General features: G+C 65.5%; 33 protein-coding genes. All 33 read left to right on the top strand.

Annotated features, from left to right (window positions below):
- Positions 1-96: 96 nt before the first annotated feature.
- Positions 97-849 carry a recombination directionality factor gene (locus tag KHP12_RS19875; protein ID WP_211833264.1) on the top strand — a complete coding sequence of 251 codons (753 nt, stop codon included), beginning with the start codon at positions 97-99 and terminating at the stop codon, positions 847-849.
- Positions 850-940: 91 nt separating this feature from the next.
- Entirely contained in the window at positions 941-1,195 is a 255-nt protein-coding gene (locus tag KHP12_RS19870) for a hypothetical protein (protein ID WP_211833263.1), read from the top strand.
- Between the two features lie 4 nt (positions 1,196-1,199).
- Entirely contained in the window at positions 1,200-1,703 is a 504-nt protein-coding gene (locus KHP12_RS19865) for a DNA cytosine methyltransferase (protein WP_211833262.1), read from the top strand.
- A gap of 61 nt (positions 1,704-1,764) precedes the next feature.
- Positions 1,765-2,268, top strand: coding sequence for a DNA (cytosine-5-)-methyltransferase (locus KHP12_RS19860; protein WP_211833261.1), 504 nt, complete (start codon positions 1,765-1,767; stop codon positions 2,266-2,268).
- A complete protein-coding gene (locus tag KHP12_RS19855; RefSeq protein ID WP_211833260.1) occupies positions 2,265-2,534 on the top strand; it encodes a hypothetical protein in 270 nt (89 codons plus the stop codon). Before KHP12_RS19860 ends, KHP12_RS19855 begins: the two co-directional genes overlap by 4 nt.
- 71 nt (positions 2,535-2,605) lie before the next feature.
- Complete coding sequence (locus KHP12_RS19850; protein WP_211833259.1) at positions 2,606-3,316, top strand: phiSA1p31-related protein; 711 nt, start codon at positions 2,606-2,608, stop codon at positions 3,314-3,316.
- A gap of 78 nt (positions 3,317-3,394) precedes the next feature.
- Positions 3,395-3,751, top strand: a complete 357-nt coding sequence (locus KHP12_RS19845; protein WP_211833258.1) for a hypothetical protein — start codon at positions 3,395-3,397, stop codon at positions 3,749-3,751.
- Between the two features lie 108 nt (positions 3,752-3,859).
- Positions 3,860-4,120, top strand: a complete 261-nt coding sequence (locus tag KHP12_RS19840) for a hypothetical protein (protein WP_246648634.1) — start codon at positions 3,860-3,862, stop codon at positions 4,118-4,120.
- The gene (locus KHP12_RS19835) at positions 4,117-4,335 is read left to right on the top strand and encodes a hypothetical protein (protein ID WP_211833257.1); all 219 of its coding nucleotides are present in this window, start codon (positions 4,117-4,119) and stop codon (positions 4,333-4,335) included. The genes KHP12_RS19840 and KHP12_RS19835 overlap by 4 nt, the downstream gene beginning before the upstream one ends.
- A complete protein-coding gene (locus tag KHP12_RS19830) occupies positions 4,313-4,501 on the top strand; it encodes a hypothetical protein (RefSeq protein ID WP_211833256.1) in 189 nt (62 codons plus the stop codon). Before KHP12_RS19835 ends, KHP12_RS19830 begins: the two co-directional genes overlap by 23 nt.
- Positions 4,501-4,821 carry a hypothetical protein gene (locus KHP12_RS19825; RefSeq protein ID WP_211833255.1) on the top strand — a complete coding sequence of 107 codons (321 nt, stop codon included), beginning with the start codon at positions 4,501-4,503 and terminating at the stop codon, positions 4,819-4,821. The genes KHP12_RS19830 and KHP12_RS19825 overlap by 1 nt, the downstream gene beginning before the upstream one ends.
- Positions 4,821-5,108 (top strand): hypothetical protein, encoded by a 288-nt coding sequence (locus tag KHP12_RS19820; protein WP_211833254.1) that lies wholly within the window; start codon positions 4,821-4,823, stop codon positions 5,106-5,108. Before KHP12_RS19825 ends, KHP12_RS19820 begins: the two co-directional genes overlap by 1 nt.
- A 44-nt stretch (positions 5,109-5,152) precedes the next feature.
- Complete coding sequence (locus KHP12_RS19815; protein ID WP_211833253.1) at positions 5,153-5,392, top strand: hypothetical protein; 240 nt, start codon at positions 5,153-5,155, stop codon at positions 5,390-5,392.
- A complete protein-coding gene (locus tag KHP12_RS19810; protein WP_211835027.1) occupies positions 5,385-5,579 on the top strand; it encodes a hypothetical protein in 195 nt (64 codons plus the stop codon). Before KHP12_RS19815 ends, KHP12_RS19810 begins: the two co-directional genes overlap by 8 nt.
- Positions 5,576-5,818 (top strand): hypothetical protein, encoded by a 243-nt coding sequence (locus tag KHP12_RS19805; protein ID WP_211833252.1) that lies wholly within the window; start codon positions 5,576-5,578, stop codon positions 5,816-5,818. Before KHP12_RS19810 ends, KHP12_RS19805 begins: the two co-directional genes overlap by 4 nt.
- A complete protein-coding gene (locus KHP12_RS19800; protein ID WP_246649115.1) occupies positions 5,802-6,215 on the top strand; it encodes a hypothetical protein in 414 nt (137 codons plus the stop codon). The genes KHP12_RS19805 and KHP12_RS19800 overlap by 17 nt, the downstream gene beginning before the upstream one ends.
- Entirely contained in the window at positions 6,212-6,379 is a 168-nt protein-coding gene (locus KHP12_RS19795; RefSeq protein ID WP_211833251.1) for a hypothetical protein, read from the top strand. The genes KHP12_RS19800 and KHP12_RS19795 overlap by 4 nt, the downstream gene beginning before the upstream one ends.
- A gap of 215 nt (positions 6,380-6,594) precedes the next feature.
- Complete coding sequence (locus tag KHP12_RS19790; RefSeq protein WP_211833250.1) at positions 6,595-6,963, top strand: HNH endonuclease signature motif containing protein; 369 nt, start codon at positions 6,595-6,597, stop codon at positions 6,961-6,963.
- Positions 6,960-9,428, top strand: a complete 2,469-nt coding sequence (locus tag KHP12_RS19785; protein WP_211833249.1) for a phage/plasmid primase, P4 family — start codon at positions 6,960-6,962, stop codon at positions 9,426-9,428. Before KHP12_RS19790 ends, KHP12_RS19785 begins: the two co-directional genes overlap by 4 nt.
- A complete protein-coding gene (locus tag KHP12_RS19780) occupies positions 9,428-9,919 on the top strand; it encodes an HNH endonuclease (RefSeq protein WP_211833248.1) in 492 nt (163 codons plus the stop codon). The genes KHP12_RS19785 and KHP12_RS19780 overlap by 1 nt, the downstream gene beginning before the upstream one ends.
- Complete coding sequence (locus tag KHP12_RS19775; protein WP_308289464.1) at positions 9,916-11,847, top strand: DNA polymerase; 1,932 nt, start codon at positions 9,916-9,918, stop codon at positions 11,845-11,847. Before KHP12_RS19780 ends, KHP12_RS19775 begins: the two co-directional genes overlap by 4 nt.
- Positions 11,844-12,233 (top strand): HNH endonuclease, encoded by a 390-nt coding sequence (locus KHP12_RS53425; RefSeq protein WP_372455208.1) that lies wholly within the window; start codon positions 11,844-11,846, stop codon positions 12,231-12,233. Before KHP12_RS19775 ends, KHP12_RS53425 begins: the two co-directional genes overlap by 4 nt.
- A gap of 251 nt (positions 12,234-12,484) precedes the next feature.
- A complete protein-coding gene (locus tag KHP12_RS53815) occupies positions 12,485-12,907 on the top strand; it encodes a DUF7169 domain-containing protein (protein ID WP_425574703.1) in 423 nt (140 codons plus the stop codon).
- Positions 12,852-13,073, top strand: a complete 222-nt coding sequence (locus KHP12_RS19765; RefSeq protein ID WP_211833246.1) for a hypothetical protein — start codon at positions 12,852-12,854, stop codon at positions 13,071-13,073. The genes KHP12_RS53815 and KHP12_RS19765 overlap by 56 nt, the downstream gene beginning before the upstream one ends.
- A gap of 192 nt (positions 13,074-13,265) precedes the next feature.
- Complete coding sequence (locus tag KHP12_RS19760) at positions 13,266-14,021, top strand: sigma factor (RefSeq protein WP_211833245.1); 756 nt, start codon at positions 13,266-13,268, stop codon at positions 14,019-14,021.
- A 75-nt stretch (positions 14,022-14,096) separates the two neighbouring features.
- The gene (locus KHP12_RS19755) at positions 14,097-14,240 is read left to right on the top strand and encodes a hypothetical protein (RefSeq protein ID WP_211833244.1); all 144 of its coding nucleotides are present in this window, start codon (positions 14,097-14,099) and stop codon (positions 14,238-14,240) included.
- Positions 14,241-14,301: 61 nt separating this feature from the next.
- Positions 14,302-14,718 (top strand): DUF7448 domain-containing protein, encoded by a 417-nt coding sequence (locus KHP12_RS19750; protein ID WP_211833243.1) that lies wholly within the window; start codon positions 14,302-14,304, stop codon positions 14,716-14,718.
- 44 nt (positions 14,719-14,762) lie between these two features.
- Positions 14,763-15,290 (top strand): hypothetical protein, encoded by a 528-nt coding sequence (locus KHP12_RS19745; RefSeq protein ID WP_211833242.1) that lies wholly within the window; start codon positions 14,763-14,765, stop codon positions 15,288-15,290.
- Between the two features lie 155 nt (positions 15,291-15,445).
- Positions 15,446-15,829: a hypothetical protein gene (locus KHP12_RS19740; RefSeq protein WP_211833241.1), complete on the top strand. Its 384-nt coding sequence runs from the start codon at positions 15,446-15,448 to the stop codon at positions 15,827-15,829.
- 487 nt (positions 15,830-16,316) lie between these two features.
- Positions 16,317-16,481: a hypothetical protein gene (locus KHP12_RS19735; protein WP_211833240.1), complete on the top strand. Its 165-nt coding sequence runs from the start codon at positions 16,317-16,319 to the stop codon at positions 16,479-16,481.
- 88 nt (positions 16,482-16,569) lie between these two features.
- On the top strand, positions 16,570-16,734 hold the full coding sequence (locus KHP12_RS19730) for a hypothetical protein (protein WP_211833239.1): 165 nt from the start codon (positions 16,570-16,572) through the stop codon (positions 16,732-16,734).
- 7 nt (positions 16,735-16,741) lie between these two features.
- Complete coding sequence (locus KHP12_RS19725; protein WP_211833238.1) at positions 16,742-17,353, top strand: hypothetical protein; 612 nt, start codon at positions 16,742-16,744, stop codon at positions 17,351-17,353.
- A gap of 32 nt (positions 17,354-17,385) precedes the next feature.
- Positions 17,386-17,592 carry a hypothetical protein gene (locus KHP12_RS19720; RefSeq protein ID WP_211833237.1) on the top strand — a complete coding sequence of 69 codons (207 nt, stop codon included), beginning with the start codon at positions 17,386-17,388 and terminating at the stop codon, positions 17,590-17,592.
- Positions 17,593-17,672 lie beyond the last annotated feature (80 nt).

The following is a 17,672-nucleotide window of genomic DNA, read 5'->3' as shown; positions in this document are numbered from 1 at the left end:
AGAGGAAGAGGGCAGGACCCCGCGTCACTCACGCGAGGCACCTGCCCTCTCTTGCTGCGCTCAAGCACACGCCACCTACGAGAGGCATTCACGCATATGGCGAACAACATCCGGAAGATCTGGGAGACCGACCCCGACAGCAAGCCCAAGGAGCGCACCTTCTCCGACGACTTCGTGGGCCGCTTCCGGTCCGGCCGGCTCGTCGGGAAGCAGCCGGAAGCGCTGTCCGAGTGGCGCGTCACCACCGGTGACCCGGTAGTGGCCGACGAGATCTCGCGCCTGATGGGTGGCGAGGCGGCCGAGTGGGACACCGACAAGGAGGACAACATCGAGGTGCTGACCGACGCGTCGTCGGTTGAGATCGTCATCGAGTCCTCCGACAAGATCGACGCCTCGATGAAGCTCTTCGGCATGACGGGCCTCGTCCACCACTGCGACGGCGTGGAGTACCTGAGCCCGGAGGAGGACAAGGGCCAGAAGTGCGGCTGCCCGCCCCTGCTTCAGGACCGCAAGGACAAGGCTAAGAGCGGTCGCGGGCCGAAGCCCAGCATCGACATTCAGTTCAAGCTCGCCGACGCTCCGCACCTGGGCCTCTTCCGCTTCAACTCGGGAAGTTGGGAGCTGGTCAAGACCCTTCACACCGTCCTGGAGGACGTGGACAAGGCATCCGGCCGTGAGTACGACGCCGACGACAAGGTGAGCGTCCAGGGCAGCCCGGTGCGGGCGACGCTGAGCATCGAGAACGTCAGCTACACCACCAAGGCGGGCCGCGACGTGTCGTTCAATCGCCCCGTCGTGAAGGTTCTCGGAGCCTACGAGGCCACTAAGACGCTGGCCGACGCCGCCTGATCCACCCCGCAGAAACGCCCCGGTTCCTTCCGCAGTGAGGGCGGAGGGGCCCGGGGCGCACTCACGAGTCTACGCACACGGAGGAGAGAACATGGCGCTTTACCTGGTGTCCCGCACGGACCGCCACGACTACGACGAGTACGACGCGATCGTGGTTCGCGCGGGCGACGAATCGACAGCGCTGAAGATCGCGACGAGCGGGACCGAGTTCTGCCGTGGCGACGGTTCGAAACGCTGGGACCCGGACTTCGAAGGCTTCAAGCGCGACGGCTCGAACCTGATGGTCGAGCGGCTGGAGTCTCGCGGACCCGCGGGTCTCATCCTCGCCTCCTTCAACGCCGGGTGACGCCATGCCGATTCTCGAACTCTGCGCCGGATATGGCGGACTGGGTATCGCGGTCGAAGCCCTGACGGGCGACAAAGTCACCGTCGTGGCGGAAGTCCACGGGGCAGCGTGCAAGGTCATGGCGCACCGATTCCCGGACGCCCCCAACATCGGCGACGTCCGCTACCAGAACTGGGGCGCGCTGCTGGGCGAGGGCATCGACACCATCACGGCTGGCTTCCCTTGCCAGGACATCAGCAACGCCGGAAAGCGAGAGGGAATCAAGGGTGAGCGAAGCGGCATCTGGTTCGACATCGCCGACGGCATACGGGTTCTACGACCCCGACACGTCTACCTGGAGAACGTGGGAGCACTCCGAAATCGGGGACAAAGCGCGGTGCTCCGATCGCTTCACGAGATCGGGTACAGCGCTGCGTGGATGTCTCTACGAGCTTCCGACATCGGGGCTCCGCACCATCGCGACCGGTGGTTCTGCTACGCCACACCTTCCGAGCCCGACGGTCAGTGACGCAACCCGCGGGCCTGACTTCGCCAAGCGGAGCCGAGAGGGATCCGGCGGGGACGATCTGGTGACGGCCATCGCCCGTCTCTTCCCGCGGGAGAAGGCGGAGAAGCTGTTCAAGACCCCGACGGCGAATCTGGCATCGAACGGCAGCGCACAGCACCCCGACAAGCGCAAGGCTGGTGGCCACGGGCCGACGCTGGAAGACGAGGTCGTCTTCCTCCTCAACGTCGACCCGGACGACGTGGCGGACGACGGACCGCACACCCCGGCCGAGTGGTGGGGGCCGTTCGCAGCCTGTGTGTACCGGTGGGAAGTCTTCATGGGCCGTCAGGCGCCAGTCCCGCTGATGCGCGGTCCTCGGGGTGGATTGAAGCTCGCCCCGAAGTTCTGCGAATGGATGATGGGCCTCCCCGACGGCTGGGTGACCGACGTCCCGGACCTCACGCGCGAAGAGCAGATCGCCCGTATCGGCAATGGCGTCTGCCCACAGCAAGCACACCACGCGTTCGGCTTTCTCAGAGCCGAGCTACGCAAAGCACTCACGGACGCAACAGAGGAGAGCACATGAGCAAGACGCCTTTGACCGACTTCACCGGAGCGGAGATCCGTCCCGGCCGGCTGATCGCATTCCCGACGCGCCGTGGGAACCGCGTACGGAACACAGAGGCCATCGTCCTGGAGACGATGAGCGACAAGAGCAGCGGCCGAGTGGTGCCGAAGCTGAAGGTTCGGCCGACGGGTCGTGAGTCGGGCGTCTCCGGGCGCAAGACCCTCTCGCCGCAGACCATCGGTGCCGAACACGTCGTCGTCATCGGCGACGCACCGACCGAGTAACGGCCACCCCCACACCAGCCCCCGCGCAACGACGACGCGGGGGCTTTCGCTTGGCATTCACGGAGGAGAGCATGACGGACACGTTCAAGGTCGGGGACAAGGTCCAGCACGACGACAAGACGGCCACCGTCGCGGGTGGTCCGCATATGGGCTACTCAAAGTGGTACGTCGTTGAGGACGCGGACGGCAAGGAGTACCCGGTCGGAGCGGACCGGCTGACCCTCGTTCCCACCGACCCCCGCCGCGATGTGGTGGCGCGAGCGATCTACGATCACCGGTACCCGCTGCGCACCGACGGGGACCAGGAGCACCGACTGTCTGTCTTCCGAGGGGACGCTGATGCCATCCTCGCCGCGCTGGACGCCATGGAGGCCCCGGCGGAAGAGCCCCGCCCCCTGGTCGTCGGTGACATGGTCCGGATCACGCGGGAGAACGACCCCGAGTACGAGAGCCCGGGGGCGCGCACCGGTCGGATCGGCCCGCTCGTGGCGGTCTACCCGGGCGACCACGACTACCCCTACACCGTGAACGTGTCCGGCTACGGCGACTGCATGTCACACAGCGTGGAGCGCGTGACGGACGCCGACGTCGAGGTCATCGACGGTGTGACGTACGACTTGGGTGCGAAGTACAAGGACCAAGACGGCGACGTGTGGCGCCTCCGTCGGGTGAGCGGTGTGGTCCGCGCGACGATGAACATCGACGAGACCGAGTTTCCCGATGAGGACAGTCGCACGTTGGCGCACGCCATCGAGGCGTACGGCCCCCTCACCCGCATCTAACCGCACACCCCTCGCCCCCGGCGCCCACGTGGTCCGGGGGCTGAGTGCGTAGGAGCACCGTTCGGAAGGGGAGAGGCAATGAAGGTCGAGATCACCGGAGAGCAGTTGACGGCCGCCATCCGTGAGGTGGTGGCGGAGAATCCGGACCGCGTGTACGAGGCACCGCAGCACATGCGAGACGGCTATTCCTGTTACTACGTCCACACCGACGAGGACGGCAACAACACACAGGCGGGGTGCGTCGTCGGGCAGGCGCTTTGTCGGCTCGGTGTCCCGCTGAGTCGACTCGCGGGTCTGGAGGGTTCGACGGCCGACTACGTGGTCCCTGAGACCACCACGCTCAGCGATCGAGACCCCGCCGTGGCCTTCGCCAATCGTGTGCAAGAGAAGCAGGATCTCGGCGCCACGTGGGCCGACGCTTTGCGAACGGCGTAGTCGTCGTGAGCCCCCGCCAGATCCAGAAACCCAAGCCCGCCACGCCCCGGCCACGTCCGCCGCAGGACACGCGGACGCCGTCGGGCAAGCCGATGCCGTATTGAGGAGATGACGATGCGTTTCCGTAAGAAGCCTGTCGAGATCGAGGCTGTTCAGTTCACCGCGGACACCTTTCGGGAGGCCATCCGCTTCGTCCCGATCGATCAGTTCGGCGACGCGGGCGAGGATGAGCGAGGCATCTTCATGACGATCAAGACTCTTGAGGGCCGTATGCGTGCCGACGAGGGCGACTGGATCATTCGCGGCGTCCAGGGCGAGCACTACCCGTGCAAGCCGGACATCTTCGAAGCTACCTACGAGCCCGCATGAGCGGCGCCTTCCACACCATCGACAACGCCAACGCCCCTTCCCTTGGCGACATCCGCGCCGCCGGCCCGGACGACCTGATCTACGTCATGCCGACGGCCGTGGAGCGGCGGGACTTCTCGAAGTACTGGGAGGCGATCGGCGTGGCGAAGGTCCGCGGCGCGTTCGTGCACGTGATGAACCGAGAGGAGAGAAATGAGCTACATCTTCCTGACTGAGTACGACGGTGACCCGGAGGAGTTCGTCCAGGACGACCCGGAGAGCGTGGGCAACGTGGACGTGCAGCACTCGTTCACCGACGGCGAGGAGCTGGACGCCATGGCGCTGATCGCGGAACTCCTCCGCGAAGGCACACACTTCGACGTCAGGCAGGTGCGGTTCTGATGGTGACCACCCGCAAGTTCACCCGCGAAGAGCTGGAAACCATCGGCATCCCGTACGAGTGGGACGCCGAACCCGGCAAAGCCGCGGAGCAACTGCACGAAGAGCAGATCGACGAACGCCGCTGGGTGTCGCTCCATGAGATCGTCTTCCGCGCCCCTGACGACGGCAAGGCGTACTCCGTCGTGTACGCGCAGGGCCTCACGGAGAACCAGGAAGACACCGATCCGTGGGAGTACGAGGGCGCGACCATCAAGGCCACCGAGGTGGAGCCGCATGAGGTGACCCTCACGGTGTGGCGGCCAGCGGGGAGTGGTAGCTGATGGCGCGCCGCATGGTCGGCGACGACCAGGACGTGTTCCGCGTCGTCCTCGTCAGCAAGGCGGGGAAGTGGGACTGGGACGAGGGCCGATGGGTTGAGACCGGCGGTACCGAGACCGAGCACTACGGCCCGTATAACACCATCGGTGCTGCTCGCGGACAGCGCACGTCGCTGGGTTACGTCGACTACTGGGACGACGAGGCGAAGGAGAGCGTCCGTGTAATGAAACAGGGCGTTGTTTCCTGCCGGATCCAGAAGGCGTACACCACATGGTCGGACGTCGCATGAAGTTTTTCCGACGCCGACGCAAGCCACCCACGCGACCGTCACCCGTGTTCGCCACGCAGACCCACGCCGACGACCCGTCGCGGCACACGTTGCGCATGGCGGGCAGCCCCGGCGAGACGTGGGAGTGGCTGAAGCCCACTGGCTACGAGCTGGACAGTTGGATCACACCGCCGCTCACCCTCCAGTTCCGCGGCCCAGACGGTGTCCTCATCGTGGCGCGTATCGGCGACACGCTGGTGAAAGACGGCAGGCGGGTCCGAGTGGAGAGGGCGGGCCATGGCTGACGCGATGACCCGCATTCTGTCGTCGACTCCGCGCCCCCTCACCAACCGCCCGACGTGGGAGCGCAGCTATCGCGTCGTCCGCGCGCTCCCCGACGCGGAGCCCGTGGAGTTCGACAAGCCACGCTGTGTATATGCCTCGTGGCCGTGGCTGACGGAGGAGTTGATGAGGGAGGTGGAAGGAGGATGACGATGGAAATCGATGGTGAGGACTACGAAATCTCGCCGGAAGCCTGGAAGGTCTTCGACCGGTGGCGCGACAAGGCGTACCGGGATGCGTGGGTCGTGGAGGCGATCGAATGGGAGGTTCGGAAGCAGGTGATCGCCGACCTACAGGCCAAGGCTGCGAGGGATTGGCCCGGGATCGGTGACTTCTTGAGCGACATCGTCCACGTGGTTCGGGGCGGTGGCGATGGCCAACCCGAGTAAGGCACGCGGCACCGCATGGGAATCCACCTGGACAGCCTTCCTCCGCGAACACCACAACCCCCGCGCACACCGCAACGTGCAGATGGGCGCGAAGGACATCGGCGACGTGGACGGCTTCTACCTTCACGCCGCGGAGCTGAAGGCGGAGAAGACCATCCGACTCCCCGAGTACATCGCGCAGGCGAACCGGGAGGCCGTCAACGCTGGCCAGCCGTTCGGCGTGGCGGTGGTGAAGCGGGTCCGGGCCAACGTGTCGGCCGCTTACCACGTGCGCGACGCCGCCACTGACGTTCGCCTCGTCAACCGCTTGCGCGACGCAGAGGCACTGGCCGAGACGTACGCGCCGGCTGAGGTGTGGAAGGCGCACTACGAGAAGCACGGAGGTGGACGCCAGTGAAGACCCGGATCAAGTTCGTCGGATACGTCGACGTGTACGGCACGCCGGATGACCCTGAGGACTGGGTGGAAGGCGCGCTGACGTACGGGGACAAGCACGCGGACCGACACTCGTCCTGGCTGGGCGAGATCGTCAGCGTCGAAGAGGTCGGCGACGACGAATAGCCAACAACCGAACACCGAACCGCAAGGGGCGTCTCTCCAGAGGCGCCCCTTCGGCATGCACTGAGAGGGGAGACATGGGCGGGATCAGCTTTGCGCCGGTACCAGGGACCGGAGGCAAGTACATCGCGAACAGCGAGGGGAGCATCTTCAGCCCGAAGGGGCCGCGGAAGCCCACAGTTCACACCACGAACCGAGGGATGCAGTACCAAGTCCTGATGCTGCACCGTGATGACCACTCCAGTTGGCGTATTGCGTGGCACCGCGCGGTGTACTCCGCCTTCTACGGGTCCATCCCCGCAGGCGCGTTGATCCGCCATATCGACGGTGACTCGCTCAATAACCGGCTGTCGAACCTGGCGGCAGGAACGCAGAAGGAGAACATGGCCGACGCCATACGACACGGGACAGTGCCGTCCGGAGAGTCGCATTACGCGTCGAAGCTCTCTGACGATCAGGTGCGAGAGATCCGGGATAGGTACGCGGCCGGAGGAATCTTCCAGCGCGATCTAGCTGCGGAGTACGACGTCAGCCAAAGCCTCGTGAGCCTTCTGGTCACGGGCAAGGGGCGAAGGGAGTCCCTGTGAGGTTCGACGAGCTGGTGTCCAGGTTCTCCGCTCGCGTGGACGAGGCGGACGGCGTGGTCGTGCCGTGCCCCGCGCACCGCGATTCCAACCCGTCGATGAAGATCACCCTCAAGGACAACGGACAGGCACTCGTTGTGTGTCGCGCAGGGTGCCCGCAATCGAGGGTTATGGAGGGGCTGGGGCGTCTAGGCGTGACAGCGGCCGATCTGTTCGACGTCGATGGAGCCGGTGCACGCATGGTCAGATCTGCGGCGCCGGAGACGGTGGGACCCGCAGAGGTGGCGGGGCTTCGCGTGTTCGTCGACGAGACTGCTGGCGCCCTCGCGACGTCCCCGAAGGCCATAGGGTATCTGGAGCGACGTTTCGGCCTGACGCTGGAGCAAGCCCAGGATCTAGAGATCGGGTACGCCCCGCCAGGTGACCGGGCTCAGCCGTGGTTGTCGAGAGGGTTCACCCGGCACCCTCGTCTGACTGTGCCGTTTTCAGGCTTCGACGGTGTGGTGAGGGGACTGCAAGGAAGGGATCTGGGGGGTAAGTGCCCCGCTCGGTGGATGTCGCTGACCAACGTTCCTGGGAAGGCGTGGGCGAAGTACTCGGTAATGCAGCCGGGATCCGGATTCGATACGGCGTTGGTGTGCGAAGGTCCGTCGGATGCACTGACGGCCGTAGGAGCGGGGTACACCGCGATCGCGGTCCGCGGGGCCGGTCTTTCTCGTAACGCGGCTCTTGTTGCCGAATTGGCCGACGGGCTTCGAGACATGGACGTCGTCCTGTGCGGCGACAGGGACCGGGCCGGCGCGGGGTTCACGGACTCATTGGCCGTCGCGCTCGTCAAGGCGGGCGTCATGGTGCGGCGCCTGGAGATCCCGCACGAGGGTGACGACCTCACGGACTGGAGGGAGCGGGATCCGGAGGCGTTCCCGGGCCAGCTCCACGCAGCCGTGCGTGCAGCCGTCGTGGTCGAGCTGGAGACGCCCAAGCCCGCCCCTGAGCCGTCGACGGAACCGGACATCCCCGCCACGGATGCCGCGCTCCAGTCCATGAGCCAGAGCGCGCGCGAGATGTTCGACTCCACCGACGTGGGATTGGCTGTCCGCCTCCGTGACTACATGCGACGGCAGGGCGGGGGAGTGAGGTACGCCAAGGGGCTTGGCTTCCTCGTCTGGAACGGGAAGATCTGGGTTTCTGGAGACGCGACGGTTCGTGAGGCGCTGCACCGGATGGGCGCGGAGATGATCGCAGGGGGCGATGATTACGAGCGTCGCCTAGCTCTTAAAGCGCTGACCAACCGCCACATCGAAGGCATTCTGAAGGAGCTTCCGAGTGTGCCCGGCGTCCCGGCGACGGCTAACGATTTCGACCGCTCTCCGGAACTGCTGTCTGTTGGGAACGGAACGGTCAACTTGCGGACGGGCGAACTGAAGCCCCACGACCCGGCTGACCTAATTACCAGGATGGTGGAGCCGGATTACAGACCCGGTGCCCTCTCCCCGCGCTGGGATCGATTCCTTGTGGAGGTGTTCCCGAACCACCCGGAGATGGTGGATTACATCCGGCGCATCGTCGGGTACGGCATAACAGGTAGCACCGCCGAGCAGATGTTTGTGTTTCATCACGGGGCCGGAGCTAACGGGAAATCAGTATTCCTGGACGTCCTGACCCACGTCTTCCGCGGTGTTACGAAGTCAGCTCAGGTGTCCGTCTTCGAGCAGCGAACGGCGGTTGGGCAAGCAAACCCGGAATTGGCGGACCTCTATGGTGCGCGCTTGGTGTTCTGCTCCGAGACGGAGCGGTACAGCCGTCTCGCCGACGCGTTGATCAAGCAAATTACGGGAGGGGACCCGGTCACCGCGCGGCGACTGCACTCGAACCCCTTCACGTTCACTCCGACGTTCCTTCTCCAGATCGCGGGGAACTACCGACCGGCAATCATGAGCGCCGACTTCGGCACCTGGCGTCGCGTGAAGCTTGTGTCGTGGGAAGCAACGTTCCGCGGTAAGAACGCCGACCCCGAGCTTCCCGCGAAGCTGAAGGCGGAGGCCGAAGGCGTGTTGGCGTGGGCAGTTCGCGGCGCCGTGGAGTGGTACGCGAGCGGGCTTCAGGAGCCGTCAGCGGTTCAGCAGGACACCGCCGATTACCGGGAGTCTGAGGATCGGCTTCAGGAATGGCTAGAGGCGTGTCTAGTCCAGGAACCGGGCGCGCGGATTGCTCCGATGCAACTCCGTCGCGCGTACGCGGAGTGGTGTGAAGACGCGGGGATGTCACGCAAGGAACAGCTTTCAGGCTGGAGTCTCGGCGTAGAGGTTGAAGCCCGCGGATTCCCGAAGAAGAAGGTCGGCGGTCGGTGGGGGTTCCAAGGAATCCGGCTGAAGACCGACGCGGAGAAAGCAGCAGAGCAGCGACAGGACGACGGGCCGCTCACCGACGGTAATTCAGACATCTTTGGTCAGCAACGGGGGGCGTGATGAACGAACAGTGGCGGGAGGTGGAGGGGTTCCCAGGGTACTTCGTGAGCGACGCCGGGAGAGTCTTCGGCAAGCGCGGAAAGGTTCTGCGTCCCGGTGTCTGCTCGCGGGGGTATAGCCGCGTGATTCTCATGCGAGATCGCAAGCGGGTCGCGCAATCCGTACACCGGCTTGTACTCCGGGCCTTCGTAGGGCAAGCCCCTGACGACGCTCCGTACGGCGCTCACTTGAACGGAAATCCGCGGGACAACAGGCTTCGCAATCTCAAGTGGGTTAGTCAGTCAGAGAACCTGTCGCACCGGGCAGCGCACGGTACCGAAATCAGAGGGGAGCGGAACGGCCGAGTACGTCTGACGGCGGACAAAGTTCGGCAGATCAAGGCAGCGCTCGCGAACGGCGCGTCATTGTCCGCGCTTGCGGCGAAGTACGGCGTCAACACCGGAACGGTGGCGCACATCAAGAGCGGGAAGAACTGGAGGCACGTCACGTGAAGCACTTCCCGTACACCATCGACGGCGACGAGACGATGACCTACGTCCCGGAGACCTCCGCGGACCTGCGCGAGTTCCGGGCGTTCGTGGAGCACCAGGCGCGCAACGGCCTGATGGCGGCGCTGGACACGGAGACCACGGGACTGGACATCTACAGCCCGACGTACGGCCTCCGGACCGTCCAGCTCGGCAACGCCATTGACGCCTACGTCCTCCAGGTCGAAGGCCGTCCGGAGATGGCGGAGGCGGCACGCTGGGCACTCACGCGGCTCCCGAAGCTCGTCGTACACAACGCTGCATTCGATCTGCTCGTTCTGGATCGCCACCTCTCCATGCCGCTGGAGGAGCTGGCTCCACGCGTCACCGACTCCAAAATCCTCGCCCACCTCTTCGATCCCCGACTGAAGCAGGAAGGCGGCACCGGGCTGGGGTTGAAGGAACTGTCCGCGCTGCATGTGGACCCGGCAGCGCCGGACACGCAGGCGGACCTGACGGCCGTCTTCCGCAGCATCGGCGAGACCAAGGCGACGGGGTGGCGAGCGATCGACATCAACCACCCGACGTACCTCCAGTACGCGGGGCTTGATGTCATTCTCGCCTCCCGTCTCCTGCCCGTCCTGGAGCAGCAGCTCCGCAAGGTGGGCGTCTCTCAGCAGCTCGTTAACTTCGAGCACCGCGTGATGACGATCTGCTGCAAGATGATGCGCCGCGGGATGCGGGTGGACCAGGACTACGTGCGTGCCCTCGTCGGCCGGCTGGAGGAGGAGGCGGAGCGGCACACCGCTAAGGCCGCTCAGTACGGCGTGACGTCGGTCAATGCCACGGCGCAGGTTTCCGCGGCACTCGTCGGCATGGGCGAGACGCTGACGGAGAAGACGCCGTCCGGTGCGCTGAAGGTCGACAAGGCCATCTTGTTGGACCTGGCCGACCTCGACACCAAGTGGCAGCCGCGCGGGACCCGCACACCCAATCCGCTCGCGGACGCCGTTCTCCACGCCAAGCGTGCGGGGAAGTGGCGGACGTCGTACGGCGTGGCTATGCGCGACGGCCTGGACGCCGACGGGCGGATCCACTGCAACGTGAACAGCCTCCAGGCTCGAACGGCGCGCATGTCCATATCCGGGCCGCCGCTCCAGCAGCTTCCGTCGGGGGACTGGACGATCCGCCGCGCGCTGCTGGCCGACGAGGGACACCGCGTCATCTCCGTGGACTACTCCGCGGTTGAAATGCGCGTTCTCGCGGCGCTGGCGGATGAGCCCGTCATGAAACAGGCCATCGCGGACGGCCGTGACCTCCACGGTTTCACGGCGGAACTGATCTACGGACCGGACTACACGAGCTTTCACCGAAAGCTGTGCAAGGGCGTTGGGTTCGGCAAGGTCTACGGGGGAGGAGCGCTGACTCTGTCGCGGCAGACTGGCGCTCCGCTCCCCGACGTCAAGAAAGCCATCGCGGCGTACGACCGCACGTACCGGGGCATCAAGCGGTACTCCAACCACCTCCAGCGCGAGGCACGGGCGCGTGGTTTCGTCGTCCGCACGCCCGTCGGCCGGCGCCTGCCTCTGGATCGGGATCGGGTGTACGCGGCTACCAATTACATGGTCCAGTCGACGGCGCGCGACGTCCTCTGTCAGGCACTGCTGGACATGGACGACAAGGGGTTGACGGAGTACCTGCTTCTCCCGATTCATGACGAGGTCTTGGCCTCCGCTCCGGAGGACGTGGCGGAGGACGTGGCGGCTGAGATCGCGAAGACGATGAGCATGGATTTCTTCGGCGTCCCGCTGGACGCGGACCTGACGGACGCCGTCAGCGGCTACTCCTGGGGGTCCGGCTACATGAAGGACGCGGAGACCATGATGGCGAACGACGAGTGGTACGCGGCGCACCCCGAGGCTGCCCGCGCCGCCGAGCTGGCGCGCGCATGAGGGCCGTTGTCCGACCGGCGCCGCCAACACCGATCAGGCCCGTTAAACCTGTTCGCGCTATGGCGGAAACTTTCATCGTCACGGCGCGAACTGTAAGTCGACTTCAGCCGCATCCGCCCCTCCGCTCTCCGGATCCTCCTCACGGTCCGTCACAGGCGGAGATCCTGCGGGCGTGGGAAGAACTGGACTGGTGGTCTTGTACCTACTGCGACGCACCACTGGGGCCGAAGGTTGTATGCGAGGTCGACCACGTGATTCCGCTTGCGGCGGGCGGGGTCCACGAGTTGTGGAACCTCGCCCCCGCTTGTCGGCCCTGTAACCAGGGGAAGTCGGCCCAACCAGCGGAGGTTTGGCTAACCTCCCTAGCCAGTCGAAGCGGTGACTGATCGCTACCGCTCGCCTACTCAGCGGTGCTTCGACGGTGCGCCAAGTGCGGAGAACCTGTGAAATTGTGTCACGACTACGTAACGAAAAAGATTGAAGATTCATTTGTGTCGCGCGACATAACCGCAGGTGGGGCGCCACGGACTCCGACGGCTGTATTAACGCACCGTCACGCAGATTCCGGCATAACGGTACTTACTACCGGTAACCAAGACACCCTATAGGCCACACGGCCGTTGCCCGTGGAGGTGCAGTGACCTACAGTCCAAATCACGCCACAGACGGACACCAACTGTCTCATCTGGTAACGCGTCTTAAGGATGCGGTCGACGAGCTGGAACAGATGGTCATCGCTTGCGGCGACACGCTCTATCTGCCATCGCGTCGGCCCCATGCCGACCCTGACGGGACAGGCCGTCAGGCCACGAGGGAGCCATCCCGCCCCACTGAGGACACCGCGCTAGACGGTGCCCGTCTTCGAATGCACCGCGAGCACGACATAGGCACCACCTACATCACACACGCACTCGCCTACGTGATGGGCGTGACGGCGGCTCTGGATCGCGCACTCTCCCGATGGGAAGGCCAGGCCCCGCTGACGAATTCCTACGGGGGAGACATTGATCATCCTGACTGGGCCGCAGAGGACGCCGAGCGAGAGAGGCGACCTGGCTGAACTGGCGGGCCTCATGGGATGGGCCCCCACCACGGCAGCCGGCATCGTCTGGGCCGACGTCACCGAGCTGTACCGGCTCGACGGTTGGGAAGCGTGCCCGGCTGCCGTGGCTGACGTGAGCGTTGCCGAAGCACTCTGCATACCGATCAAGGACATCCCCGGCTGACGGATCCGTGCGCAAAACGTTTTGCGCGTGGCGGACCTGCGTGGCGGCCCCCGTTCCGGACGAGGGACGGGGGCTTCGTCGTCTCCAGTCACGCGAAACACTCGCTCATAGTGTGATCCAGGCCACAGAAATAGACCCAGATATCCACCGCCCTCCGCCCCATAACCCCGGTACACGACACGAGGAGCACACATGAACCTCACGGCCAACGTCACCGTTGACATGATCGCCGCTGCCCAGGATGGCGACTCGGATGCCATGTGGCAGATCGTCAGCGCGCATGACGCAGTGATCGCGGGCATCATCCGCTCCGTGGCCCGGGACGCCAGCCGCGACGACGTGGCCGACCTGACGCAGGAGGCGCGAGCGTCGCTCGTCCAGCACATCCGGAGCTACGACACGTCGGCCGACACGGCGCTCTCGACGTACGCCTACCGGGCCATGCGCCGCGCGGTGGAGGAGGAGTGGATCCGGATGCGTTCGGGCCTCAGCGTCGACGCCACGACCGTACTCCGCGTGAAGCGTTGCCTCGGAGAGCACGCGGGCAACGCAGAGGCTGCCGCCCTCCTGGCGCACGCGCGCTACGACATCAGCCGTGAGCGGTTCTTCGCGGTGCTGGAGGCGATTCAGGGTATGGAGTCCCTGGACGCTCCGGTGCCCGGGATGAGCGGTGAAGAGGGCGTGACCCGCGCCGAGACCATCCCCGACCCGGCGAGCGACTTCACCGACCCCACGGAGCGTCGCGAGCTGGCGCACTGGCTGCTGGACCAGATCGCCTCACGTCAGTCATACGCGCTGCGGGCCTTTTACGGCATCCGCATGGAGCGCGCCACCGACGACGAGGTGGCCGCCCACCTCCAGACCACCCGCCGCGCCATCCCGCAGCTCCGGGACGTGGGTAAGAAGTCCGCCAGGAGGTTGGCCACCGCACACGGATTGGCCGCGTGAAGCACTCGCTCAATCCGTGCGCAAAACGTTTTGCGCACGCCTGAACTGCACGAACACGCCCGAGAGGAACCAACAATGCGACTCCCCAATCTCGATGCCTACGACGTCCAAGGCGTCCGTTCCGACGAGGCAGCCGCCTTCGGCGAGGAGGTTCTGGCAGCTCTGGAGGAGCTGGAGGCGGCCGAACTGGCTGCGCTGGACCTCGACGCCCTGATCTGACCGACCCCCGTTCCTGGCGAGTGAGGCGGCAGGAACGCCAACGACGACACGAGGAGAGAACATGCAGTACGCGGACGAGGTGTTGGGCGACTATGACGACGACGGCACGATGCCGGAAAACGTCGACACGCTGAGAGAGGCCGTTGTAGGTCACCGGATCGTCAGCGTGGAGACTGCCGGGCCCGCCGAGAGATGGGGCGGGGACCGGACCGTGATCACGCTGGACAACGGCAAGCGAGTCGAACTTGAGAACTCCGACGACTGCTGCGCGTACACGGAAATGGAGAGCTTCCTTCTCCACCCGGACAAGGTTGACCACGTGATTACCGGTGTCGGCACCACCGACGGATTCACCACCTGGCACATCTACGCGGACATGGGCGACGTGCTGGAACTGTCCGTGGGGTGGAGCTGCGGGAACCCCTTCTACTACGGCTACGGGTTCGACATCCGCGTCACGGAACTGGCCGGCGAGTAACCCATCGCCAGTAACGCAAACCACTCACGAGAATGGGAGAGAACGTGACTGAGTACCAGTGCCGTTGGGTCAGTACCGACTGCGTGAAGGCGCGTGGCGTCGGGGACAGCGTCCACATCTACGGCTACGAAAACAACGACGTAGTGTCCAACGTGGCACTTCTCGTCGACGACGCTCGCGCCTTCGCCCGCGGCATCCTCGCCCTGGCCGACGAGATCGACGGGGGAGAGGACCGCGCGGCGCAGGACGTCGCGGTGGGGGACCGAGTGGCGATCGTGCGCGAGTGGTCGACCGGCACCGGACGAGACGATGGCAAGATGGGCACGTTGGTGCAGTTCGATCCGGATGACGACAACTTCCCGTGGCTAGTGGAGCTTGACTCCGCCGACCGCCGGACAGTCTGGGTTCACGAGGTCCAGCGCAAGCGCGAGCGCGCAGAGGATCCCAACGAAGCCCCCGCTCCCTCCGTCGCCCCCGACCGCGTGGCGCTGCTGGAGGAGGCCCGACGGCTCGTCGGATCTCACGACATCGGCCAGCTCCTGAACGTCGCCCGCTTCCTGGCCGGCGAGTAACCCACAGAGGCCCGGGGCGACGCGCTCCGGGCCTCTTGGCGTTGCCGGAGAAGTTTCCTCGCCTAAGGGACTTGTGTTGCGCGACACAAGTCTGTCATAGTGGAGCCACGCCAGGGACTCACGCCGGAGTGAGCGGCAGGGGATAGGGGGACACCATGCGTAGCGACCACACGGCGGAATTCGTCGCCACCCGTCCGTACAAGGACAGTCGAGCCCGAGACCGCGCGCTGTGCGAGCACAACCGCCGCGTGGCGCGAGCGAGACGCGATGCGCCGGACAGCGAGATGGCCCGTCAGCCCGCGCTCACCGTTTCAGGAACGACGATCTTTTCGGCAGAGGCGAACGCGTGGGAGTGCCGGAAGTGTCAACACCTCGTTGGCGCCCTGTTCCTGGCCGACTCCACCACCCATCGCATCGTGAACCGCTCTGGTGAGCCGGTGAAAACGGGAACCGCACTCTGTGTCCGCTGCTGGAGCGCCACCGTTCGCTACGAGGGGGATAGCCCCAACCTCCCCGTTGAAGAAATCCGCTGGGGATGAAGCGAGAAAGTGAGTCGAAATGATCAGGCGCAGCAAGGAACTCAGCTGGGGCTATTGCATCTGCTGCTCGTTCGACACACAGAGCGACCGCAGTCCTCGGCGTCGTGCTCGCGCTCGTCGCATCGTCAAGCGCATCGCGAAGCGTCGCGAGGAGCGGCGTTGGCGGAAGGAAGTCGAGTAGGCCGAAACGCCCCTGATGAGGCAGGCCGTAGGAGGAGAGATGGCTACCAACGTCAAGGATATAAGCAAGCCCGCCGAGCCCCGGTGTGATGCACACTCGAAGTTCACGCCCGATGGGTTCCCGCTTCCGCTCGAAGACGGGGAGCGACGCGAGTGGTCCCCGCGTTGGGGCGGTCCGTGCGGTGTGTGCGGCGCCGACTGCTAGCACCTCGCCCGTCTAGGAACCACCAGCCCCCGGACGGGAACCTGCCGTACGCGCGTCGTAGCGCACCGGGTGGCACTCGGAAGACCTAGGAAGGGAATAACCATGAGTGAGTCGCGCGCCATCGCACACGACAATTTCCGACTGACTATCAACGGCATCTGGGCGGCCGTTATCTCTGGACGGCTCTCCGACGATGACGGTTGGGAGGCGGTTTTGGAGGCTCTTACCGAGCTTCGCGAGGAACTCGGGTTGCCCGAGAGTGAGTAGTACCACCCGCCCCGGCAACCCGGCCGACGAGGACGCGAGGTCGACTCCCGCCCGGGGCACTCGAAGAACCATCGACAAGGGGAGAGTCATGGACTTGCACGACTTCATCATCCTTCTGGAGAGCGCCCCCATGGCGGTGGAGCTGGAGCCGCTCCTCATCTGGGACGCCAACACCGGCCAGCATTACCGCGTGATCCCGGAACTGTCCGGCGCCACGGAGGGTCAGTACCGCCTCGCGATCGAGAGGGCGTGACGCACTCATGAAGCGCAACGACTACATAGCAGCCGCCACCGCCACGGCAATGACACTCGCGGCCTTCGTCTACGCCGTGAACAACCACGGTGGCGGGGGAGGCCCGACGCCTCACCTCACGCCGGCCCCGTACGTCTCGTCCGTCGGCCCATGGAAGCCCTACAAGCCCACTCCCGCCCCTCGTCCGTCGACGACGCACACCGACCGGAGCGGGAAGCGGCCGACGCTAAAGCCGACCCCCACGCCCACCGTCGTCGAGCCCTCGAAGCGTCCGGCGAGGAAGCGCCCGATACCCACCCCGCCCGCGGACATCCGGATCAGCTTCTACAAGGACTGCACCGGCTACGCGCAGAAGTGCATCGACGCGGGGACGCTGACGATGTACGCGGGCAACATCCTGGCCGGCCACAACTACATGGGCTATCAGTGGCTCTCCCGCGTCCCCGTCGGCCGCACCGTGCGCGTCATCTCCGGTCCTCTCGCGGGAACGTACCGGGTCTACGGGCACATGAGGCTAACCCGTCAGGGTGGCGCCATCCCGTCGTTCGGTGGGGCCGCCTTGGTGCTCCAGAGCTGCGAGGGGAGCGGGACGGGGTTCTCTCTCCTCCGCCGGATCTGATCACGCTAGGCACTTGCTAAGGGGATGCGGCAATGCAGTACGAGACGACGACCGTCGACGCCATCAGCGTCCGGGGCGGAGATCAGTTCACCCACCACGGCCGCGAGTGGACAGCCATCCGCACCGTCCGTGGCTGGTACCAGTGCGCCGAGATCATCACCTCCACGGGCACGGTATGGATGGTGGCCGACCGTCAGGTGACCGTCCGTCGGCCCGTCAGCAGGTGTCGGGCGGAATGAAGTCGCAGGTCAGCCAAGCGCAAAACGTTTTGCGCACGGAATTCACGTGAAGGACTTGTGTCGCGCGACACGACTGTGCG

Origin of the sequence: Streptomyces asiaticus (assembly GCF_018138715.1) — a bacterium.
Lineage (GTDB): Bacteria > Actinomycetota > Actinomycetes > Streptomycetales > Streptomycetaceae > Streptomyces > Streptomyces asiaticus.
Note: the sequence above shows the minus strand (reverse complement) of the source record. Positions and strands in the feature narration are given on the sequence as shown.